Raw genomic sequence first — 23,171 nt, forward strand, 5'->3', positions numbered from 1 at the left:
GCCGTAACAAGCTTTATTCAACTGAACATTAAAACGACTCCCAGCATACCGCTGCCGGATTCAAAGTGGAAGACAATTTTATCGTCCCCGTTATCATCTGTTACTGTTTCTCCGGCAACTGCATCAAAAAGGGGCAGGGAAAGATCAAAAACTCGGGAGGAGTCAAATTTTCCGAGAAAATTGCCGCATATCATATTCACTGACTCTTTAATACAGTCCTCCCGCAACTTTTCCGTTAGTTCGCCAGCCGCAATGTTCAGCATGTTCTGAGCCATAACCTCGGCGATCCCCTCTGAAAAATAGACAATAAGTTTACCGCTCTTATATCCGGAAAAACTTATTGAAGCAGCCCAACGATATTTAAGATGTTTAATATCTGAACGCTCAAGAAACACAAAAAACATCTTCTCAAAAACATCAAAAATCGAGTTCTGAAGAGTCTTCCTTATCATTTTCATATTCTCCATCATTGCCTACCCCAATAATTTCGTGCAACTTTCGTTTCAGCTCCTCCGGCACAAACGGTTTCTTGATGAATCCTCCGGCGCCCAGGGCAAAGGCCTCATGTATTCTTTCTTCGCTACCCTCGGTCGATATCATGATCACCGGAATTTGCCTGTAAAGGTCATCCTTCTTCAGTCGTGAAAGCATCTCCAGGCCACTCATCTCCGGCATGTTGATATCGGAAATTATTACATCCACCCACTCTTTGGCCAATATTGACAATGCCTCTTTGCCATTTCCTGCCTCAAGGCAATTATCCATCCGGAAACCGGAAATCGAAATAATCTTCTTGATAACCGACCGCATGGCATTCGAGTCATCGACAATCAGTACATTGAACGACATATCCGTCTCCCCACAAAAAGCATTGCCAACTTAGCCCCCTTGCCCCTCCACATTAGCCCTCTACCAGCGCTGTGAAAAAAATAGTGTCTCTATACAATGCCCAGGACCTCTTCGGCATGTTTCAATTCTTCGACAAGCTGAATCATCCCCAACTCAAGGTCTCTTTCATGAAAGTCAAATTTTTCCATAATTTCATTTACCCCTCTGTGTGCAAGACCGTCAAACCCCCCCGTGTATCCGGAAATCAGGCACACCTGATCGGCAAGATAAACAAGCCAGGCCATCATATTTTCGTCGCCTTCCAGTAAATCCGGGCGGTGATGAAAAGAGATTGCATCGACGACGTCCCTTGGGAAGTTCCATTTTTCGGCGATTTTTCCCCCCAATTCGGCATGATCTATGCCGATAATCTCCTTCTCCGCCTCAAGAAAGGAATAACCCCCACCGGAAACAAGCTTTGAAATTTCAGCAAATGAGTCGTAAACCAGCTCCCCCATAACCATCTTCCCAACGTCGTGCAGAAGGGCGGACAAATAAAGCTTGCCATCCTCTTTCTTGAATATTTTTCGCGAGAGTATCTGAGACATCAAAGCAACGGCAACCGAGTGTTCCCAAATCTCGCGCGCCTTTTCCACATATCCCCGGCCTTCCTTTTTGAAAAAACGCGAAACGCCGGCAGTCTGAACAATTCGCAGCAGATTTTCCCTGCCTAAAAAAACAACGGCGTCCCGCAGCGAGCCAATCCTCTGCCGCGCTCCGAAGTATGGAGAATTGCTCATTTTTACAATGTTGGCAGCTATTGCCTGATCATATTTGATCAAATCTACAATATCTGAGGCGGAATAATCATCGGTACGGAGTAGCTCGCCAACCTTGAAAACCGTAAGCGGGAAGGAAGGCAGCTTATCAACAGATTTAAGAATCTCGTCTATCCTCATAGTTCGCATAACCTCCCCTCCTTTCCTTTAACCTGCGCCAAACCGGTTGCAATGTCTAAACGCACGGTACGATTATAGTTTTTACCAGTATCCTCCTTGTCTATCAGAACGTTGTTTTTCCAGAGCATTTTCCTGAGCGCCATAATGTTTTTCTCGCCGATGCGAAAATAGTTGGAATCGTCAAGGATTCTGGCGCCGCCGGCGATTTTTACTATAATCCGCCTCTTTTCAGCGCCCAGTTTATAACAGGATTTAAATAAAAGAGGGATGCCGGTGTCGGCAAACATTGCGGGATTTTCCTGCGCCTTGGTTACATCAAGGCTGGAATCCGGCAACATATAATGTAAAAGTCCACCGACCTTCACCGTCGGGTCATATAAGATAACCGCAATGCACGAACCAAGGGCATAAGTCACTAAAACATCGTTTAAGTTATTGCTGACCTTTATATCAGCAATCCCGACCACTATTTCGCTCATTAAGTTTTTCTCTATTTTTTGTAAACGCTTGGTTCAACGTATTTAAAAGAATGGCTAAGACCTGTCAAGCTCTCCGAATGTCCGATAAAGAAATAGCCGCCCTTCTTCAAACTGTTGAAAAAGTTGCCCACAAGCCTCTGCTGTGTCTGTTTGTCAAAGTAGATCATTACGTTACGACAGAATATGAAATCAAAATGCACTTCCGAAGGCGGAGACTGCATCAGATTGAATAACTTGAAATTCACCATCGTTCTGATCTCTTTTTTGACGCGCAGATAGCCAGCCCGTTCACCTGCCCCCCTCTGAAAATATTTATTCAACAAAGGAGCGGGAATATTTTTAACCTTATCAGCGGGATAAATTCCTGCAGCCGCCTTCTTTATAACCGTTGTGGATATATCAGTGGCCAATATTCTAACCTTTACGGACGGCACACGAAGTGACTCGCGAACGGTCATCGAAACCGAATAAGGCTCTTCGCCTGTAGAACATCCGGCACACCAAATAAGTAATTTCGGATCACCTTTTTCTTGTGCCGCACTCTCCGAAAAAACAGACAATAGCTCGGAAAGTTTGATAAAATGGCTTTCTTCCCGGAAAAAATAGGTAAGGTTGGTGGAAATTGAATCAATCATCAGGACTAATTCTTCAGCCCCTTGCTCACCCGTTATATGCTTGTAATAATCCGCAAAAGAGGCGAAGCCTCCTTCACGCAGTCTCTTCCCCAAACGGGCGCTTACAAGCTCTTTTTTTCCGCTATGCAGGTTTATTCCACATTTATTGTAAACGAGTGTGCTGATCTTCTCAAAATCGCTGTCTTTAAGTTCGTATTCCGCCATCTCCGATATTTTTCTCTTTTTACAAACTAAGGACTGAATCATTTAGCAGACGCTAAAATTATGCCGCCGTCTCCATCATTGCCAGCTCCTCGCTGCTTAGCGCCCGGTCGATGTCGAGCAGTATCTTTACGCTATTGCCAATCTTGGCCATTCCCAGGATGTATTCCGTATTGAGTTTCGCCCCGAAGACAGGTGTGTCCTCAATGTCAGCGCCCTTTACGTTTAAAACCTCGGATACGGAATCAACGATAATCCCGATCAGGATACGCCCCCCTTCGCCGGATATCTCGACGACAATGATGCAGGTGCGCTCCGTGTATTCTGCCTCAGCCATCGCAAATTTAAGACGTAGATCGATCACAGGAATCACCTTTCCCCGCAGGTTGATCACCCCCTTTACGTAGGGAGGCATCCGGGGAATCGTCGTGATCGCCATTAGCCCTATAATCTCCTTCACCTTCAGTATCCCTATTCCGTACTCCTCCCCGGACAGAGAAAAGGTCAGGTACTTGCCCTCCCGATTAGCGCTCTGCGCCCCCTGCTGCATTGTTTCAACTTTATTTTCCATGGAAAACCTCCTCAAGGGAACCGTAAGTTTAAGTAAAAACAGTTGATAGCATCTAAAAAGTTGTCTGCGATCATATAGAAAAAAAAGTTTTTGTCAATGATCATTAAATCTGGTTTCGAGAAGCAATTATCTTGAAATATTCTGACAGCGAGAGTAGTATCGTGCAGCTTAAGAAAAAGTAACTGATGGGGGCCTGAAACCCGTTGCATCAGCCTTATCTGTAAAATCCTCCACGGAGCTGACATCATGCTGACAACGGAGAAGGTCTCACCCTCTATTTTAGAATGCGATAGAAAGGAAATTGCAAAAAACAATTTAATGGATGAATTAGATTTTGGAGAACTGATCGGTCGCAGTGAACCTATGTTGAAGGTCTTTGAAACAACTGCAAAGGTCGCAAACTCAGAAAGTACTGTCATCTTATATGGAGAAAGCGGAACCGGCAAAGAGCTCGTTGCACGGGCAATCCATTGCAACAGTAGTAGAAAAAACAGTAAAATTGTTGCCGTAAATTGCGGCGCCATTCCGGAAGAACTGCTTGAAAGCGAACTGTTCGGCCATGAAAGGGGGGCATTTACCGGCGCCATCCGCAGCCGCGCAGGACGATTTGAGCTTGCACAAGGGGGGACTATTTTTCTCGATGAAATAGGCGATATGAGCCCAGCGCTGCAGGTAAAACTGCTGCGCGTCATTCAGGAAAAGGCGTTCGAAAAGGTGGGAGGCGTCAAAACAATAAAAGCAGATGTCCGCATTATCTCAGCAACAAATAAGGATCTGGAAAAGGCAGTGGCCGATAAAAAATTTCGGGATGATCTCTTTTATCGCGTGAATGTAATCCCAATCTATATGCCGCCGTTACGGTCAAGAAAGATCGATATCCCCATCCTTGCCTTGTATTTTCTTGATAAATTTAACAACCTTAACAATAAGAACGTGACTGGAATAAAAGAAGCAGTAATGCGTATTTTTCAGAATTATCCTTGGCCGGGAAATGTCCGAGAGCTGCAGAATCTGATCGAGCGAATCGTTGTCATTAAGGAAAACGGAGAAGTAACCGTCGATGACCTCCCTGCCAAAATGATTGCTGCTGCGGAGAGGATATGCCCCGCGGAATCTGATTGCGGTTTCCCTAAGGAAGGCATTGATTTAAACAAGGCCGTTGAAGATTTTGAAAAGGATTTACTCTGTAGGGCGCTAAAAAAAACCGCCGGTGTCAAGAGCAGAGCGGCAACCCTTTTGGGAATAAACAGAACAACCCTGGTGGAAAAATTAAAAAGATTCAAAATAACATGAGCATAGAAATGAAGCATGGATCTACTCACACTGATTGAAAAAATGCCCGCTTTTCCGCAAAGTGTTCAGCGGCTCATGGATTTAACATCCGACATAAATTGCCCACCCCGGGAGGTGGTGGATGTAATACAGCGCGATCCGGTCTTGATGATGAACCTTCTCAAATTAGTAAACTCTTCCTATTTTGGATTGTCGCAGTCGGTAACCTCCGTCAACCACGCTGTCGTTTATATAGGCATCAATACAGTAAAAAATATTGCCTTGCTTACGGCAGCGCTGGGCGTACTTCCCCGGAAAAATAAAGCCGGTTTCAATATAGATGATTTTTTGCTGCATTCATTATCCACCGCCGCCATATCAAAAACATTGGCGAAAAAAGTTGCTGTTCCCGAACGGGAATTGTCTGACTTTTTCCTTTGCGGCCTGCTTCATGATTTCGGTAAAATAGTTTTTACAAACTTTTTACCGGGGGAGTATCAGAAAACGCTGCTTGTCGCCAAAGAACAAGGTCTGCCCCTCTACGAAGCGGAGATGCAGGTTCTGGAAACCGACCATGCGCAGGTAGGGTCTTTACTCGCAGAAAAATGGCGCCTCCCCTCCCCTGTCGTTGAATGCATTAAAAATCATCATTGTCGGGACTCTCGCCAGCAGTTAATGACTGATGCGGTCTTTGCGGCAAACCAGATAAGCAAGAAAACCGGAACAGGATACAGCGGCGATAACATTGTTCAGGAGCTCCCCGATAAAATTTATGACCTTTTAGGAGCTGAAGACATCGAGAACGTCATATTGTCTTTAGGAGATGTAACTGCAACTTTAGACAAATCTTTTTTGCGGCAGTAGTTAGGGAGAATTACCGTTATTTTCCAACCGCACGGGCGGATCGGCAGCAGGCAATCAGCCTGCTGATCGGGAAATCAGCTTTTCTGCAAGAAGAGGGGGACAGGGAATTTGAAAATACAATTCTGGGGAGTGCGCGGTTCGATACCTTCGCCAGGGGCAAAAACCGTCAGATACGGCGGCAACACCACCTGCATCGAGGTAAAAACCGACAGCGGGCAGACAATCATCCTTGACGCGGGCACGGGAATATATCCACTGTCGCAGCAGCTTCTAAGCGTAATGCCTCTCACCTGCCATATATTTATCACACACACACACTGGGATCATATCCAGGGTCTTCCCTTTTTCCTTCCGCTTTTTATATCCGGCAACGATATCCGGATTTACGGAGCATTTGATCCCCTGCTGCAAAAAGATATCGGGGATGTGCTGCGCGATCAAATGGCGTACTCCTACTTCCCCGTCAGAGAAACGGAACTTGCCGCTGATATACAATACACTTCACTTCGCGAACGGCAAACAACAGAAATTGGGTCAACTCTGGTTACAGGCATAATAACGAACCACACCGCCCTTAATTTCGGATATCTTATCGAGAGCAATGGGAAAAAGGTTTTTTTCACCGGCGACAATGAAGAATTGTTCAATATTTACAGTCCTGAAGACGACTCATATGAAGAGTACAACCAAATTATCCAGCATAAAAACGATTTTCTTCATGATTTCATAAGGGGCGCCAATGTTATTATTGCCGATTCCGCATACACCAGTGAAGAATATCTGGCAAAAAAAGGATGGGGGCACGGCACTTATGAGTACTGTATCGAGATGGCAAAAAAAGCAGAAGTCCCATCCCTGTACTTTACTCACCATGAACCTCTGCGCAGCGATGATGAGCTTGACCGGATTAAAAAACAGTTGGAGGCGCGGTTTTCATCATCCCCCGGAACGCCTCTCCTTTATATGGCGTACGAAGGTCTCGAAATAAATCTTTAAGCATAAGAACCTGTGAGGCGTCTCATGTTGACAAAAGCGGTTATCGATCATCTCAGGAACCGCGTCGGTGCGAAAAACGTTTACCATGAAAAAGAAGATCTTCTCGTTTACGGGTATGACGCAACCCCAGAGGTCAGCGCCCTTCCTGACGTGGCAGTGTTTCCGGAAAATATCGAGGGTCTGAAGGCGGCGCTTGCCATCGGCCGCGAAGAAGGCCTCTCTGTCACGCCCCGCGGCGCGGCAACGGGGCTCTCCGGCGGGAGCACCCCGATCAAAGGCGGCATGGTTCTCGGCCTCACCCGGATGAATAAAATCATTGAGATCGACGAGGAGAATCTGACCGCCACCGCCGAAGCGGGCGTCATTACGATTGATCTGTTCAATGCCGCATCTGCGCGGGGGCTTTTCTACCCGCCCGACCCCGGTTCGCAGAACGTCTCCACGCTCGGCGGCAACGTCGCGGAAAACGCAGGGGGGCTCCGCGGCCTCAAATACGGCGTAACCAGAAACTACGTGATGGCCCTGACCGGCCTCCTTGCCGACGGGACGGAGTTCAAAACCGGGGGAAAATGCGTCAAGGATGTAGCCGGCTATTCGCTGCGCGACCTCCTCGTCGGCAGCGAAGGAACCCTCGGGATCATCACCGAAATCACGGTCCGTCTGATCAGCCCGCCCCAGGAGAAGCGCACCCTGCTTGCCTATTTCCGGGACATCCGCACCGCCGGCGAGGCGGTATCCCGAATCATTGCCGCCCGGATAATCCCCGCGACCCTCGAGATTATGGACAAAATGACGATCAACTGCGTCGAGGACTACTCCGCCATAGGACTTCCCCGCCAGATGGAGGCTCTCCTCCTGATCGAGGTTGACGGTCACCCCGCGGTAGTCGCCGAGGAGGCGACCGGGGTCCGGAGAATCCTGGAAGAGGTCAGGGCTGATGAAATCCATCAGGCAAAAACCCCCGCCGAGGCGGCCCGCCTTGCCGCCGCCCGGAGAACCGCCCTTTCGGCAGTGGCCCGCGTCTCGCCCACCACGATCCTGGAAGACGCCACCGTTCCCCGGAGCCGTCTGTCCGAAACCTTCGCGGAGATCGAAAGGCTCAAGGAGAAATATCAGGTCCGGGTGGCCACCTTCGGCCATGCGGGGGACGGCAACCTCCACCCTACGGCCCTTGCCGATGAACGCAACCGCACGGAGATTGAACATGTTCATGCCTTCTTCGCCGAACTTTACGAAAAGGTCCTGGCGATGGGGGGAACGGTCTCCGGCGAACACGGAATCGGGATCGCCAAGAAAGGCTATCTGCTCCGTCAGTTTGGCGAGGGCGGCATGGCCGTCATGCGCCGGATCAAGGACTCCTTCGACCCGGGAGGTCTGCTCAATCCGGGGAAGATCTTCATAGATGATGTATCTTCTAACAAGGTCCGGACTAAGGGAGAAGTCCATGACTGAGTCATCCCCTGTGGGCAATTTCAATCCAGCCGACGCCCCGAGCTATGAATCGATCCTGCAGTGCATGCGCTGCGGCTTCTGTCTGGCCGTCTGCCCCACCTACGCCCTGACCAATCGGGAGCGCTCCAGTCCCCGGGGCCGCGCGGCACTGGCCCGCGCCGTGGCGGAGGGACGGCTGGAATTCACTGCCGCCGTCGGAGAGGAGGCGTTCTTCTGCCTGGACTGCAAGGCGTGTTCAACGGCATGTCCCTCGGGAGTGCAAGTCGGGACGATAATGGAATTCTGCCGCAGCCAGGAACAGAGTTTCCACCCCCTCCCCCTCCCCGCCGGCATCCTGCGCGACTTCATCCTCAAGCGGATGCTCCCCTCGCCGGATCTGATGGAGACATCCCTGCTGCCCGTCCGTCTTTACCAGCGACTCGGCGTGCAATGGGCCGTTCGTCGGATCGGACTGAACCGCTTTCTCCCTGACACCCTGGCCAAGATGGAGGGGATACTGCCCACCCTCGGCCGGCCGCTCCGCCTCGATATTCCGGCGGTCATCCCGGCGCAGGGGAAGAAACGGGGCCGCGTGGCCTTTTTCCTCGGATGCGCCATGAGCCTGGTCTTCCCCGATGTATCGCGGCAAACCGCCCGCATCCTTTCCCAACAGGGATTCGAGGTCGTCACCCCTGCCAAGGTAAAATGCTGCGGCGCCCCTCACCTGGCCGAAGGGGATCGCGAAACCGCCCGGCGCCTGGCCCTGATCAATCTCGATCTCTTTCTCGGACTGGATTGTGAATATATCGTCACGGACTGCGCCGGATGCGGCTGTGCCTTGAAGGAGTATGAGGAGCTCCTCGCCGGGCATGCCGATCACGAGCGGCTCCGGCTGTTTCGCTCCAAGCTCCGCGACATCTCCGAATTTCTCGCGGAGGTGGGAATCAGGACCGAGGAGCTCAAAGAAGTGCCGCTCAGCGTCACATATCATGAGCCCTGTCACCTCGTTCACGGCCAGGGCCTTTCCGTACCCCCGCGCCAGGTGATCCGGCAGATCCCCGGCGTTGAGCTCCGGGAGATGAAGGAGTCGAGCTGGTGCTGCGGGATGGCGGGTTCCTTCGCCCTCAAGGAGATCGAGACCAGCCGCAAGCTGCTCGAGCGGAAACTCGCTAACGTCCGGGACACCAACGCCGACATCCTCGTCACGGCTAACCCCGGGTGCCATCTCCAACTCGCCTGGGGCGTCCGGGAGCTGGGGTTGAAACAGCCAGTCCTGCACATCGTGGAACTCCTCGGACGCGCCCTTCCTAAATGAGCAATTTATCTAACAAAAATGGATTAAAATGGAGGGACGCGCTCCGTCGCGTCCGTAGTGGTTCCCTGAAAAGAACCCACTATAACTCAACAATTTATGCACGCATTTTCATATGAAACTATCCAACACCCAGGTCGAAGATAAATTCCGAGAGCTGCTCGCTCTGGTCGCCCGGTTGCGATCTCCCGACGGCTGCCCCTGGGACCAATCCCGCAAGCAGGAGGATATCGCCCGTTACCTCCTCGAGGAGTCCTATGAGGTCGTCGATGCCATTGAAGGCGGCTCGCCGCCGGCGCTCATGGAAGAGCTCGGAGACCTTCTTTTTCAGATACTCTTCCTCGCCCGGATGGCCGAGGAGGCGGAAGAATTCTCCATTGCCGACGTTCTGAATGCGCTCACCGAGAAGATGATCCGCCGCCATCCCCATGTCTTCGGCGACGCCAAGGCTAAGAATGTCGAGGAGGTCCGCGTTAACTGGGAGCGGATCAAAAAGGAGGTCGAACACAGGGGAACCGGCGATGCCCGTCTGTTCGCCGACATCCCCCGCTCACTTCCCACGCTGACAAAGGCCCAGCAGATCACCGCACGGGCCTCAACGGTCGGATTTGATTGGAACAACACCGCCGGGGTGCTGAAAAAAGTCGATGAGGAACTCGGCGAATTCCGAGCCGCCCTGGAAAAAGGCGATCAAGCGGCAATGCACGATGAGGCCGGCGACCTCCTGTTCACACTTGTCAACCTCTGCCGCTTTGTCCGCGTGGATGCAGAAGCGGCCCTCCGAAGCTCCCTCGGAAAGTTCAACCATCGGTTCGTCCATATCGAACAGGCTCTTGCCTCACAAGGAAAAACTCCGGCGGACTCCTCCCTCGTCGAAATGGAGCGGCTCTGGAACGAAGCGAAAAATAAATCAGCAGGGGAACCCTGAACGATCATGGACGATCTTCTCTGCCTAAGCTGTAGCCTCACTATTTCGTTTGGTGCCGGAGGGCGGAATCGAACCGACATGAAGTTGCACTCGGGGGATTTTGAGACGGTGACTTAAGATAGGCGATTCCCCATCAAATATTATTCGCTTACGTATTATATAGTTAGAAAGAGCGCTTTGGATTAGAGTGGATTTCGCGGGGTTATTTTCGGATGCGACGGTTACAATTCAGTTACATCGCCAACGATTATTTATAGCATAGAGACAGAACCTTTCCCCTAATACCCTTCCCTTGATCAACGGCTTCTTGCCGCATGGTTATTGCTCATGGAAAAACCGTTTTTTTATTAAATATTGATACCTTTATCCTGTCTTTTAACAGCATCCTGATATCTTAGATGTTATCATAATTGCGAAAGGGCTGATTTATGGACATTCCATTCCTTTGCGGAATTGGAATTTTTTTCGCGATCGCCTGGGTCTGATCGAGGAGATCGCCAATCATTAAGGAGTGCGGAGATGACATTCATCTATATTATCGGATTGATCATCGCGGTGGGGCTGGTCGTTTATCTCTTCATCGCCTTGCTTAAACCGGAGGTATTCTCGTGACCCCCCAGGGAATTTTTCAGATCGGGCTCTATTTTGTCGTGCTGATTGCGGCGGCAATCCCCTTGGGGCACTACATGGCCAAAGTCTATGCCGGAGAACCCGTGTTCTTGAGCAGGCTGGCCGGTCCCTTGGAAAGATTGATCTATCGATGCTGCCGGATCGACCCGGAAGAGGAAATGAACTGGAAGGCATACGCCGGAGGATTGCTCATTTTCAGTCTGGCGGGTTGGCTTGCCGTCTATCTGTTGCAGCGGCTCCAGGGATCCTTGCCGTTCAATCCCCACGGATTGCCCGCCGTGGCCCCTGATCTGGCCTTCAATACCGCTGTCAGCTTCGTCACCAATACGAACTGGCAGGCCTACGGCGGCGAAACGACGCTGAGTTTCTTGACGCAGATGGCGGGACTGACGGTCCAGAACTTCGCCTCCGCCGCTTCGGGAATGGCCGTGCTGCTGGCCCTGGTAAGGGGGCTGAAGAGAACCCTCTCCGGGACCATCGGCAACGTCTGGGTGGATCTGACGCGCTCCATCGTCTATATCCTTCTGCCCCTGTCGCTGGTGATGGCGCTTTTCCTCGTCTCCCAGGGGGTGGTGCAGACCTTGCAAAGCCCGGCTACGGTCCAACTCCTGGAGCAGGGCCGGGACGAAAAGGGCAATGCCGTGTCCACGCAGGAGATCGCCTTGGGGCCGGCGGCAAGCCAGGTGGCCATCAAACAACTGGGCACCAACGGGGGCGGATTTTTCAATGTCAATTCGGCCCATCCCCTGGAAAATCCAACGCCCCTTTCCAATTTCGCCGAGATGCTGGCCCTTTTGCTGATCCCGGCGGCGCTGTGCATCACCTTCGGCAGGATGCTGGGCGACAGGAGGCAGGGATGGGCGCTATTGGCTGCCATGATGCTGATTCTCATCCCGCTTTTGGGCGTAAGCGTGTTCAGTGAACAGGCAGGGAATGTCTCCTTCAGCCAGATGGACGTCGATCAGTCCGCCGGCCCCCTCCAGGCGGGCGGCAATATGGAAGGCAAGGAGGCGAGGTTCGGCATCGCCAATTCCGCCCTCTGGGCCGTGGCGACGACGGCCGCCTCCAATGGGAGCGTCAATGCCATGCATGATTCGTTTACCCCGCTGGGCGGTCTGGCGCCCCTGTGGCTGATGCAGTTGGGCGAGATCGTTTTCGGAGGGGTGGGCTCCGGGCTCTACGGCATGCTCATGTTCGTGCTGATCGCCGTCTTCGTGGCCGGGCTCATGGTGGGCCGCACGCCCGAATACTTGGGCAAGAAGATCGAGGCCTTTGAAATCAAGATGGCCTCCCTGGTCATCCTGATTCCGGCCGCGGTCGTCCTGATCGGCACCGCCATCTCTGTTGTCGTTAAGCCGGGCTTGGAAGGGATCCTCAATCCCGGCCCCCATGGCTTTTCCGAGATTCTCTACGCCTTCTCGTCGGCAGGGAACAACAATGGCAGCGCCTTTGCCGGATTGAATTCCAATACCTTTTTCTACAACATCTCCCTCGCTTGCGCCATGCTCATCGGGCGGTTCGGTCTGATGATCCCCGTGCTGGCGGCGGCGGGATCGCTGGCCCGCAAGAAGCTCATCCCCGCCGGCGCCGGCACGCTGCCGACGCACACGCCGCTCTTTGTGTTCTTCCTGGTGGCGGTGATCATCCTGGTAGGCGCCCTGACCTTCATACCGGCTCTGGCCCTGGGGCCGATGGCCGAGTATCTGATTTGGATTCGTTGAGAGGGGATAGATGATGAACGCTAAAGCAAAAACATTTTCGCTTCTTGATAGACAAAACCTCCAGCGGACGATCGTCGATGCCTTCGCCAAGCTCAACCCCCTGCATGTGGTCAAGAATCCAGTGATGTTCGTCGTGGAGATCGGTTGCCTCCTGACGACGCTCCTCTATTTCCAGTCCCTTTTCGGCCGCGGTGAGGAGAGAAGCGCTTTCATTCTGGCCATCACACTTTGGCTGTGGTTCACCTTGCTCTTCGCCAATTTTGCCGAAGCCCTGGCGGAAGGAAGGGGCAAGGCCCAGGCGCGATCGCTCCGAGGGGCGCGGCGGGATGTAATGGCCAAGCTGCTCCGGGAGCCGGAGCGGAACGCGACCGCCGGCACCGTCCCGGGCTCCCAGCTCAAGAAAGGGGATCTGGTGCTTGTAGAGGCGGGAGATGCCATCCCCGGCGACGGCGAGGTGGTCGTGGGGGTCGCCTCTGTGGATGAGAGCGCCATCACCGGCGAGAGCGCCCCGGTGATCCGGGAAAGCGGCGGGGATCGAAGCGCCGTGACCGGCGGCACCAGCGTGCTTTCGGACTGGCTCATCGTCCGCGTCACGGCAAATCCGGGGGAAACGTTCCTCGACAAGATGATCGCTATGGTGGAAGGGGCCAGGCGGCAAAAAACGCCGAATGAAATTGCCCTCGACATCCTGCTGGCCGGGCTCACCCTGATCTTCCTGCTGGCCACCGTGACCCTCGTTCCCTTTTCGATCTACAGTGTCGGGGCAACGGGGCAGGGGGCGCCCATCACTATGACGGTCATCGTGGCCCTCTTGATCTGTCTCATTCCGACTACCATTGGCGGGCTCCTCTCCGCCATCGGCATCGCCGGCATGGACCGTATGATTCAGGCGAATGTCATTGCCATGTCGGGCAAGGCGGTCGAAGCCGCCGGCGATGTGGATGTCCTCTTGCTCGACAAAACCGGCACCATCACCTTGGGCAACCGCGAGGCAAAGGAGTTCATCCCTATGGGCGGAACCACGGCCCAGCAACTGGCCGATGCGGCCCAGCTCGCATCCCTGGCCGACGAAACGCCGGAAGGACGAAGCATCGTCATCCTGGCCAAGCAGAAATACGGCATCCGGGAACGGGATATCAAAACCCTGGGGGCCCGTTTCATCCCCTTTTCCGCCCAGACCCGCATGAGCGGCGTCAACCTGGAGGGACGGGAAATCCGCAAGGGCGCTGCCGACGCCATCGAAGCCTATGTGCAGACAAGAGACGGCCGTTTTCCCGAGGAGGCGGCCTCCACGGTGAGCGATATCGCCTCACAGGGAGGGACCCCCCTTGTCGTTGCCGAGGATGCCCGGATTCTGGGGGTCATTCGCCTGAGCGACGTGGTCAAGGGGGGGATACGCGAGCGCTTCGCCGAGCTGCGGCGCATGGGCATCCGCACCATCATGATCACCGGGGACAATCCGCTCACGGCGGCGGCGGTGGCGGCCGAGGCGGGCGTGGACGACTTTCTGGCGCAGGCAACGCCAGAAACAAAGCTGAATCTGATCCGGACCTATCAGGCCCAGGGTCATCTTGTCGCCATGACGGGAGACGGGACGAATGACGCCCCGGCGCTGGCACAAGCGGACGTGGCCGTGGCCATGAACACGGGTACGCAGGCAGCCAAGGAGGCAGGGAACCTGGTGGATCTCGACTCCAATCCCACGAAGCTTATCGAGATCGTCGAGATCGGAAAGCAACTGCTCATGACGCGGGGCACCCTCACGACCTTCAGCATCTCCAACGACGTAGCCAAGTACTTCGCCATTTTGCCCGCTGCCTTCTCGGGAATCTATCCGGGCCTGGCCGTATTGAACATCATGGGGCTCTCGACGCCGCAAAGCGCCATACTGTCGGCGGTCATCTTCAACGCGCTCATCATCGTCGCGCTGATTCCCCTGGCGCTGCGCGGTGTTCGCTATCGACCCATGGGCGCCGCCGCTGTGCTCCGCCGGAACCTGATCATTTACGGTGCAGGAGGGCTCGTGGTGCCTTTCCTGGGGATCAAAGCCATCGACCTGCTGCTGACGCTTTTACACTGGACTTGAAAGGAACGACCATGGGAAAAACGATACGCACCGCACTTTTGCTCTTTTTCGTCACCACGCTGCTGACTGGCATCGTCTACCCGCTGGCTGTGACCGGATTGGGACAGGTCCTGTTTCCCCGGCAGGCCAACGGCAGCCTGATCTCAACCGGAGAGGGAAAGACGGTCTCGGAACTGATCGGGCAGCCCTTTAGCGACCCGCGTTATTTCTGGGGACGGCCCTCGGCAACAATGCCTCTGGCCTATAACGGCGCCTCTTCCGCGGGGTCGAATCTGGGTCCCTCGAATCCGGCCTTGAAGGAGGCCGCAGGGAAGCGCATTGCCGCCCTCCGGTCCACCGATCCGGGAAATTTACTGCCCGTGCCGGTGGATCTCGTGACCGCCTCGGGCAGCGGGCTCGATCCCCATATCAGTCCGGCAGCTGCATTCTACCAGGTTCCGCGGGTCGCCAGGGCGCGCGGCATCGACGAGGGGAGGGTGACGGAACTGGTCCGGATGCAGATCCGGGACAGGCAGTTCGGCATTTTCGGCGAACCCACGGTCAATGTCCTGCGCCTGAATATGGCGCTGGACTCTGTTCCACCGTCAAAAAGTGAACAATCCCGGTGAATATCGGGATAACCTTGCTCCTCATGGAAGGGATCACTAATCTTTAGAGGTTTCCCGATATGAACACGTTCATCGCAATGATAAACATGAAAGGCATCGTTCTCGGCTGGCCCATGTCTTCTTGGATTGAACGGTTGTCGATCGGCGTCATGATCTACAATCTCATGAAACTGCCTCGTCTTTTCCCGAAGTATGATTTTGATATCGAGTACTGCAGGAGGCCTTCGACATTCCGGGACCAGAATTCGGAAAAGGGGCGCCTTACCGGTTAAGGCCATATCGCCATGAACCAAAGGATATAACGTCAGGCGGGAGAGAAGAGGCGCGCTCATGGGAAAGAAAGAGCGAACGGACATGAACACGGAGAGAAGGACTCCGGGGACCGGCAACCGGACTGTCCTGAATCTGATCATTCTCGTATTATTGTCAGCGGTGGTCATCTCCGTCTCAAGGTTTCTCGGGCCGGGCGCCCGGCATAACACGATCCTGGTCAATACGATGAAGACGGTCGAAATGATCTCCCGGATGAGAATAGACCTTTTGAAATCGACTGACCTGGGAAAGGGCGCCGTGATGGCCGTTACCGATGAAGAATCGCGGGCCTTGGCCGAGCAATCGCGCAAGAGTGCCGATGCGGTCCAGCGCGACTATGAGGAATTGAATGTCCTGATAGATGCCGCGAAAATAGGTGACGAAATGACGTTGCTGCAAGAATTCAATGATGCTTGGAACAATTTTCGGGAGATCGACAGGGAACTATTATCCCTCGCGGTGAAGAATACCAATATCAAAGCAGCGAATCTTTCCTACACCGCAGCTGCTCAGGACATAGGAACTTTCGAGCGGTGCCTCTCTCAGTTGATGGCTGTCCCCAAATCTGACCGTGAACAGGCGCAGATGGCAAGGCTCGCCTATCAAGCTGTTACCGCCGCATTCATGATTTACAGCTTGGAAGCCCCACACATCAACGAGGCCGAGGATAAGAAGATGGGCGAACTGGAAAAACTCATGGCCGCGAATGAAAAAAAGGTCCGCAATGCGTTAGAGGACGTTTCCCCCCTGACTGACCAGCAGGGGAGGACCCTCCTTCATGATGCCGCGGCGGCCTTCTCAAAGTTCATGGAGGTCCATCGGGAGGTCGTCAGATTATCCAGGATGAACACAAATGTTAAATCACTGGAACTTTCCCTTGGCCGGAAACGGAAGGTTACTGCCCAGTGTGAGGAGATTTTGAATGCTCTCCACGATGCTGTTCAGAACGGCAGGTCCTCCAGGGCGACACGGTAGGACGAAGGCTATGGTTTGGACTCTTCGCAAGAAAATCTTTATCGGTTACGGCATCACGCTGGGTCTGATGATTGTCGTATTGACATGGGCCCTGGTCAATCTTCTTCATTTGGGCAAAGCCAGTGATGCCATCCTGGAGGAAAACTACAGGAGTATTCTTGCGGCAGAAAACATGGTTTACGCGATCGAGAGGCAGGATAGTGCGATACTCCTCTTGCTCCTCGGTGGTTATGAAGATCAGGCATGGAAACAATTCCGAGATAATGAAAGCGAGTTTTTCCTGTGGCTAAGCCGGGCAAAAGATAACATCACTATCGAAGGAGAAGAGAGAACCGTTAAAGCGATTCAAGATGGGTATACCCATTATTTAAAACTTATCTCAGAACTCAAGCCGGTTTATCGATCTCACGTACCAGAAACAGCCACCTTCTATCACGAAACGATCCTCCCCTCCTTCAATTCCGTGCGGGCGGCATGCATTCATCTCCGTGAGATGAATCAAGAGACCATGTTCAAGGCAAGTGAACGCGCGCGCCGTGTCGCACAGAGGGCGATTTGGTCCATGATGATCATCGGGGGTGCCGCAATCATCATCGGACTTGGATTCAGCGTAATCCTTTCAAATCTCCTGGTAAGACCCGTCCGGCGGATGAGGGAAGCAACTCGTGAAATTTCATCGGGTAACTATGATATTGACTTTTCCGTTTCCTCCTCCGACGAACTGGGAGGTTTGGCCAACGAGTTTAATGCCATGGTCAAGAGGTTGCGCGAGTATCGCGCCCTCAACATCAACCAGATCATGGCGGAAAAACAAAAGAGTGACGCCATCATTCGCAGTATCGATGACGGGGTTGTGGTCGTCGACAATGAGTTCAGGGTAACGGATGTGAATCCCACCGCCGCAAGAGCACTGAACATTGAATTCGGCCAGATACAGAACAGGCATTTTCTTGAGGTGGTCAAGAATGAAATGCTGTTCAATCATGTGAAGCAGTCCATCGAAACGGGCCAGCCTTCTCCCATTGAAGAACAAAAGGGAATTCTCACCGCAGAACAAGGGGGGAAGCAGCGCCATTTCCAATTTTCAATCACGCCTGTCCATGGAAAACCCGACACCCTCCTGGGGGTCGTATTGCTTTTACGGGACGTCACGCGCCTGGCGGAACTGGACCGCCTAAAAAGTGAATTTGTGATGACCGCTTCTCACGAACTTCGAACGCCTCTGACAAGCATCGGCATGAGCATAAACCTTCTTCTCGAAAGAACGATGGAGAAATTGAACGAGAAAGATCGGGAACTTCTCTTGGCTGCCCGGGAGGATCTTGAGCGGCTGAAGACGCTTGTCAGAAACTTATTGGATCTTTCAAAAATCGAGGGAGGAAAGATGGAGATGGAGTTTGAAAAAATTTCTCTCCAGAAACTCTGCCAAAATGTCGCTGGTATTTTGGAAAACCAAACCGCCGAAAAACGTATTCATCTAACATTGGAAGTCCCCCAAAACCTCCCCGAAGTCAAGGCAGACGCCAATAAGATCACCTGGGTGCTGACCAACCTGATCACTAATGCGTTGCGCTACACTGAAAGTGGAGGGACCATTCGCCTCTCGGCTGGGCACCACGGTCCGTATGTCCATGTTTCAGTAATTGACAACGGCCAAGGTATTCCCCGTGAAGATCAATCCAAGATCTTTGACAAATTTGTTCAAATAAGAAATGATAAGGCCCTCGGAGGGAGTGGACTCGGCTTAGCCATTTGCAAGGAGATTATTCGTGCTCATGGTGGTACGATATGGGTAGATTCAATTCCGGGAGAAGGAAGTACCTTTACCTTTACGCTTCAATCAGTAGAATAAATTCTCTACGAGGTGAGCCATGATTGATAAACCCATATTGATCGTCGACGATGAAAAAAATATTCGCCTGACTCTTTCACAAGTTCTGGAGACTCTGGGTGCGGAAATCGATACAGCCGCAAACGGGGAAGAAGCCCTGACGAAGCTCAAAGGGAGAGAGTTTGGCTTGGTCCTCTTGGATATCCGAATGCCAGGGATGGATGGAATGGAAATTCTTCGTCGAGTCCGCGAGATACGGCCTGATATCCGGGTCATCATGATAACGGCCTACGGAACGATTGAATCGGCGGTTGAGGCAATGAAGCTGGGCGCGGCAGACTTCCTCCAGAAACCCTTCGATCCTGAGGAGATTCGGGAATTGGTGTCGCGCGTGGCCGACAGAGACAAGGGCGTTGAACTCAAGCGTTCAGATTACGCCTCTTCCATTGAATGTGCGAAGAACGCCATCAGGGATCGTCATTTTGATGCAGCCATCGAGCATGTGCACAGGGGAATCTCCATCGATCCCGGTCGGCCCGAGGTATTCAATCTCCTCGGCGCGATGATGGAGATTAAGGGGGATCGCACCGAAGCACAGAAAAACTATAGAGCCGCGCTTTCTCTTGATCCCTCATACCAGCCTGCCATCGACAACCTTCATCGATCGACAACGGCAAAATGGAAGCAGGAGGGAGGAATAATTCTTGAGGACATTAAAGGAGATCAGAAGGACGAAAAATCGGGGTCGGGGAAGAACTGATGCCCCGCGCTGATTCCGGTATATTGCTATCATGCAGTTCATCCTCATAACCATGGAATGTCGAAGTTATGGAAACAAAAAGACCTGATCCCGACGAACTTCTTGGCAGGGCTGTCTCTGAAGAGACACGTAAACGTCATGGCAAGTTGAAGATATTCTTCGGCGCCGCCCCGGGGGTGGGTAAAACCTATGCGATGCTCGGGGCCGCTCAAAAACGCCGGGCGGAAGGTGTCGATATCGTCGTAGGGGTCGTGGAAACACACGGCAGGAAGGAGACAGAAACCCTTCTCGACGGACTGGAAATTTTGCCGCGTCGTATCCAGCCCCATCGCGGTCGGGACATCCTGGAATTTGACATCGACGCGGCGCTGGCGCGAAGCCCCTCACTGATCGTCATCGACGAGCTCGCGCATACCAATGCACCTGACTCGCGGCACAATAAGCGCTGGCAGGATGTCCAGGAATTGCTCGGCGCAGGAATATCCGTCTATACGACTGTCAACGTCCAGCATCTTGAAAGCCTGAATGATATTATTCGGCAGATCACCGGCATCATTGTCCGGGAAACCATCCCGGATTCTTTTTTAGGACGAGCCGACGAGATCGAGCTGATCGACCTGCCACCCGCCGATCTGCTCCAGCGCCTCAAGGAAGGGAAGGTCTACATCCCCGAACAGGCGCAAAAGGCGACGGAGAATTTTTTTCGCAAGGGCAACCTGATCGCCTTGAGGGAGCTGGCCCTGCGACGCACGGCCGAACAGGTAGACGAACAGATGGAGAGTTACCGGCGCGATGCGGGTGTTCAGGACATCTGGCCGGCGGCGGAACGAATCCTGGTCTGCATCGGGCCGAATCCGCGCTCTATCCGCCTTATCCGGGCGGCACGCAGAATTGCGGCTGGGTTCCGAGCCGAGTGGATTGCCGTGCATGTCGAGGCCCCTTCCCACATCAGACCGTCTCAAGATGACTTGAAGCTCTTGGCGGAGCATATGCGGCTTGCGGAAAGTCTGGGTGCACAGACCGCGACACTGACGGGACGTAAGGCAAGTGATGAGATACTCAACTATGCCCGAGAGCGCAACGTCAGCAAGATCATTGTCGGCAAGCCGACGCATCCACGCTGGAAGGACAAGCTTTTGGGATCGCTACTGGATGAGATCATCCGGGGAAGCGGCGATATTGAGGTTTACGTGATCACGGGGGACGCGGCTGAGGCGCCGGCTAAGCCCGGCGCGAGGTCTCATTCACCAAAGATCAAGCCGAAGGAATGGTATTGGAGTCTCGGGACCGTGACATTGAGTACCATTCTTGGCAGCCTCATATCCCCGTATTTCGATCGGACGGACATTGCCATGATCTATCTTCTCGGCATCGTCATAACGTCGACGCGGACCGGACGCTGGCCGGCCCTTGCGGCCACCCTGCTGAGTGTGGCCGCATTCGACTTCTTCTTTGCACCTCCGTATTTTACTTTCGCAGTCAACGATATTCGTTTTGTTGTAACATTCGCCGTCATGTTTGTGGTGGCCAATGTCATCACGCGACTGACGCTGCAAATCCGCGAACAAGCGGAAGCTTCGAGAAAGCGCGAAAGGAACACCGCTGCCCTTTATGCGCTGAGTCGCAAATTGGCACAGGAACGCAAGAAGGAACAGATCTTCAACGTCGCCACCAAACACATCAGCGAAGTGTTTCACAGCCAGATCGTCATACTGGTCTTGGACAAAAAAGGGGAGCTGGCCGCATCGGAAACGAGGGTAGGCACTTTTTCCATCGACCGGAAGGAGCTGAGCGTCGCCCGATGGGCCTTTGATAACAGGCACTCCGCCGGCCTGGGTACCGACACGCTCCCCGGAGCCAAGGCGCTCTATCTGCCGATGGTTGCTTCCTCCGGTGTCGTGGGGGTTGTGGGCGTACTTCCCGAAAATGCCGAGAGGGGATTCGATCCCGAAGACATCCATTTTCTTGAAAGTTTCGTCAATCAAACCGCCATGGCCATGGAGAGGATCATGCTGGCCAAGGAGGTGCAAGAAGAGCACCTGAAGGCGGAGGCGCAGAATGTTAAAAATACGTTTCTGAGTTCCATTTCCCACGATTTGAGATCGCCGCTTGCGGTCGTGGCGGGGGCGGCAAGCACCCTCCTGGAAAAGGACGCGTCCCTCGACCGACCGGCCCGTTTGGAACTGTTGCACACCATCTATGAGGAGACTGACCGACTGGAACGCATCATCCGCAATGTCCTGAATCTAACCCGTCTCGATTCCGGGACGATCACCGTCCACAAGGAATGGCAGCCCCTGGAGGAGATCATCGGGGTCGTTCTGAACCGCTTCGCCGACCGTTTCAGAGAGCGCTCTCTGGAATTGAAAATTCCTCCGGACCTCCCCCTCATTCCCTTTGACACCCTTCTGATGGAGCAGGTGCTGTCTAATCTGATGGAGAATGCCTTGCGGCACACCCCGACCGGCACCCCTGTTGAAATCACTGTCACCCCGCAGAAATCCGCTGTGATGATCGAGATCGCCGACCGAGGTCCAGGCATACCCGCCCACGAAGGGGAGGCTATTTTCAAAAAATTCACCCGCGGCGCCAATACGCAGATGGGAGCCGGCATCGGACTCTCGATCTGTCGCGTCATTATCGAGGCCCACGGCGGTCGCATCTGGGTGGAAAACCGGACGGGTGGAGGCGCCGCATTCAAGTTCGTCATACCCGTCGAAGGAACACCCCCGTCCATGATACCCGAAAAGGAATTGCCATGAATGAAATTCCGGCCACCATACTCCTGATAGAGGATGAACGGCAGATGCGGCGGTTTCTCCGGGTAGCGCTCCAGAGTGAAAAATATGCTGTGCTTGAAGCGGAAACCGCTGCCGACGGACTCTCCCAGGCGGCGACACGAAATCCTGACATCGTGCTTCTCGACCTGGGGCTTCCCGACATGGACGGTCTTGAGGTCATCGAAAAACTCCGGGAATGGACTGCCCTGCCCGTTATCGTCATCTCGGCAAGGGAGCAGGAAGGGGACAAGATAAAGGCCCTTGACGGAGGGGCGGACGACTATTTGACGAAGCCGTTCTGTGCAGGCGAGCTCTTGGCCAGGATCCGGGTTGCCCTCCGACATGCAACTCCCAAGCAGCAGGGACAGGAGGATGCGGTTTTCATCGCAGAGGACCTAAAGATAGATTTCCTGAAGAGGCAGGTTTTTTCCGGATCCAAGGAGATTCATTTGACACCTATTGAATACCGGCTGCTGACGGTTCTCGTCAGGAATGCCGGCAGGGTCATGACCCACAGGCAAATCCTCAAGGAGGTCTGGGGGCCACCTTACGTGGAGCAGACTCATTACTTGCGCGTCTTTATGAACCAACTGAGAAAGAAAATCGAGACCGACTCCGCCCGCCCGCGCTTCCTGCTGAACGAACCCGGAGTCGGTTACCGATTTAAACAGGATCTTGATTAGTGCCAGTGTCTGGCCTTCAGCCTGATTGCCGGGGTACAGGCGGCTGTACTTCGGAAAACCATCTTCATCCACCACCAAAGCGAACGTCAAAAGCTTGCAGTCCGTGCACTTTTCTTTGCTGTGCCCCCTTTGAGCCTTGGCGTTGGCAACTTCCTGGCCTTCGAAATATGTGTTGGTCAGACCAAAAAGACAAAGGCGTTCGGGCAGGTCGAAAAGATCACGCTCCCGGGTCGACAGATGGCTCTCTAATGCGTCCTTGCAATCAAAAAGACGGTCGCCGGCACGATACAGGGAATTCAGGGAAGAATG

At 53.4% G+C, this 23,171-nt stretch carries 22 protein-coding genes; 16 read left to right on the top strand and 6 right to left on the bottom strand.

All coding sequences use genetic code 11. The features are described from left to right. Window positions 1-17: 17 nt before the first annotated feature. The 6 genes from M0P74_08845 to M0P74_08870 form a co-directional block, all read right to left on the bottom strand. On the bottom strand, window positions 18-452 hold the full coding sequence (locus tag M0P74_08845; GenBank protein MCK9363687.1) for a chemotaxis protein CheX: 435 nt from the start codon (window positions 450-452) through the stop codon (window positions 18-20). Further along, on the bottom strand, window positions 418-849 hold the full coding sequence (locus M0P74_08850; GenBank protein ID MCK9363688.1) for a response regulator: 432 nt from the start codon (window positions 847-849) through the stop codon (window positions 418-420). Before M0P74_08850 ends, M0P74_08845 begins: the two co-directional genes overlap by 35 nt. A gap of 89 nt (window positions 850-938) precedes the next feature. Then, window positions 939-1,796 (bottom strand): HDOD domain-containing protein, encoded by an 858-nt coding sequence (locus M0P74_08855; GenBank protein ID MCK9363689.1) that lies wholly within the window; start codon window positions 1,794-1,796, stop codon window positions 939-941. Next, window positions 1,784-2,266, bottom strand: coding sequence for a chemotaxis protein CheD (locus M0P74_08860; protein MCK9363690.1), 483 nt, complete (start codon window positions 2,264-2,266; stop codon window positions 1,784-1,786). Before M0P74_08860 ends, M0P74_08855 begins: the two co-directional genes overlap by 13 nt. An 11-nt stretch (window positions 2,267-2,277) precedes the next feature. Continuing rightward, on the bottom strand, window positions 2,278-3,105 hold the full coding sequence (locus M0P74_08865; protein ID MCK9363691.1) for a protein-glutamate O-methyltransferase: 828 nt from the start codon (window positions 3,103-3,105) through the stop codon (window positions 2,278-2,280). Window positions 3,106-3,163: 58 nt separating this feature from the next. After that, complete coding sequence (locus M0P74_08870) at window positions 3,164-3,673, bottom strand: chemotaxis protein CheW (protein ID MCK9363692.1); 510 nt, start codon at window positions 3,671-3,673, stop codon at window positions 3,164-3,166. A 318-nt stretch (window positions 3,674-3,991) separates the two neighbouring features. On the opposite strand from M0P74_08870, the gene M0P74_08875 reads away from it, so the two are divergent. The 16 genes from M0P74_08875 to M0P74_08950 all read left to right on the top strand — a co-directional run bounded on the left by M0P74_08875 (window position 3,992) and on the right by M0P74_08950 (window position 22,862). After that, window positions 3,992-4,966 carry a sigma 54-interacting transcriptional regulator gene (locus tag M0P74_08875; GenBank protein ID MCK9363693.1) on the top strand — a complete coding sequence of 325 codons (975 nt, stop codon included), beginning with the start codon at window positions 3,992-3,994 and terminating at the stop codon, window positions 4,964-4,966. 75 nt (window positions 4,967-5,041) lie between these two features. Further along, window positions 5,042-5,809 (top strand): HDOD domain-containing protein, encoded by a 768-nt coding sequence (locus M0P74_08880; GenBank protein MCK9363694.1) that lies wholly within the window; start codon window positions 5,042-5,044, stop codon window positions 5,807-5,809. Window positions 5,810-5,917: 108 nt separating this feature from the next. Then, the gene (locus M0P74_08885) at window positions 5,918-6,805 is read left to right on the top strand and encodes an MBL fold metallo-hydrolase (GenBank protein ID MCK9363695.1); all 888 of its coding nucleotides are present in this window, start codon (window positions 5,918-5,920) and stop codon (window positions 6,803-6,805) included. A gap of 24 nt (window positions 6,806-6,829) precedes the next feature. Further along, the gene (locus tag M0P74_08890; protein MCK9363696.1) at window positions 6,830-8,257 is read left to right on the top strand and encodes an FAD-binding protein; all 1,428 of its coding nucleotides are present in this window, start codon (window positions 6,830-6,832) and stop codon (window positions 8,255-8,257) included. Continuing rightward, a complete protein-coding gene (locus M0P74_08895) occupies window positions 8,250-9,551 on the top strand; it encodes a (Fe-S)-binding protein (GenBank protein MCK9363697.1) in 1,302 nt (433 codons plus the stop codon). Before M0P74_08890 ends, M0P74_08895 begins: the two co-directional genes overlap by 8 nt. A gap of 112 nt (window positions 9,552-9,663) precedes the next feature. After that, complete coding sequence (mazG, locus tag M0P74_08900; GenBank protein ID MCK9363698.1) at window positions 9,664-10,476, top strand: nucleoside triphosphate pyrophosphohydrolase; 813 nt, start codon at window positions 9,664-9,666, stop codon at window positions 10,474-10,476. 519 nt (window positions 10,477-10,995) lie between these two features. Further along, window positions 10,996-11,088 (top strand): K(+)-transporting ATPase subunit F, encoded by a 93-nt coding sequence (gene kdpF / locus M0P74_08905; protein ID MCK9363699.1) that lies wholly within the window; start codon window positions 10,996-10,998, stop codon window positions 11,086-11,088. Continuing rightward, window positions 11,085-12,827, top strand: coding sequence for a potassium-transporting ATPase subunit KdpA (gene kdpA / locus M0P74_08910; protein MCK9363700.1), 1,743 nt, complete (start codon window positions 11,085-11,087; stop codon window positions 12,825-12,827). The genes kdpF and kdpA overlap by 4 nt, the downstream gene beginning before the upstream one ends. A gap of 10 nt (window positions 12,828-12,837) precedes the next feature. Further along, on the top strand, window positions 12,838-14,913 hold the full coding sequence (kdpB, locus tag M0P74_08915; GenBank protein ID MCK9363701.1) for a potassium-transporting ATPase subunit KdpB: 2,076 nt from the start codon (window positions 12,838-12,840) through the stop codon (window positions 14,911-14,913). Window positions 14,914-14,924: 11 nt separating this feature from the next. Beyond that, window positions 14,925-15,521, top strand: a complete 597-nt coding sequence (gene kdpC / locus M0P74_08920; protein ID MCK9363702.1) for a potassium-transporting ATPase subunit KdpC — start codon at window positions 14,925-14,927, stop codon at window positions 15,519-15,521. Between the two features lie 59 nt (window positions 15,522-15,580). Next, the gene (locus M0P74_08925) at window positions 15,581-15,793 is read left to right on the top strand and encodes a hypothetical protein (GenBank protein ID MCK9363703.1); all 213 of its coding nucleotides are present in this window, start codon (window positions 15,581-15,583) and stop codon (window positions 15,791-15,793) included. Window positions 15,794-15,851: 58 nt separating this feature from the next. Continuing rightward, entirely contained in the window at window positions 15,852-16,808 is a 957-nt protein-coding gene (locus M0P74_08930; protein MCK9363704.1) for a hypothetical protein, read from the top strand. 10 nt (window positions 16,809-16,818) lie between these two features. Continuing rightward, window positions 16,819-18,660 carry a cell wall metabolism sensor histidine kinase WalK gene (locus M0P74_08935; protein MCK9363705.1) on the top strand — a complete coding sequence of 614 codons (1,842 nt, stop codon included), beginning with the start codon at window positions 16,819-16,821 and terminating at the stop codon, window positions 18,658-18,660. Between the two features lie 19 nt (window positions 18,661-18,679). After that, entirely contained in the window at window positions 18,680-19,399 is a 720-nt protein-coding gene (locus tag M0P74_08940; GenBank protein ID MCK9363706.1) for a response regulator, read from the top strand. Window positions 19,400-19,467: 68 nt separating this feature from the next. Next, entirely contained in the window at window positions 19,468-22,161 is a 2,694-nt protein-coding gene (locus M0P74_08945) for a sensor histidine kinase KdpD (protein MCK9363707.1), read from the top strand. After that, window positions 22,158-22,862 carry a response regulator gene (locus M0P74_08950; protein MCK9363708.1) on the top strand — a complete coding sequence of 235 codons (705 nt, stop codon included), beginning with the start codon at window positions 22,158-22,160 and terminating at the stop codon, window positions 22,860-22,862. The genes M0P74_08945 and M0P74_08950 overlap by 4 nt, the downstream gene beginning before the upstream one ends. The last annotated feature ends 309 nt before the right edge of the window (window positions 22,863-23,171 follow it).

This window comes from Syntrophales bacterium (assembly GCA_023229765.1).
Taxonomy (GTDB): domain Bacteria; phylum Desulfobacterota; class Syntrophia; order Syntrophales; family UBA5619; genus DYTH01.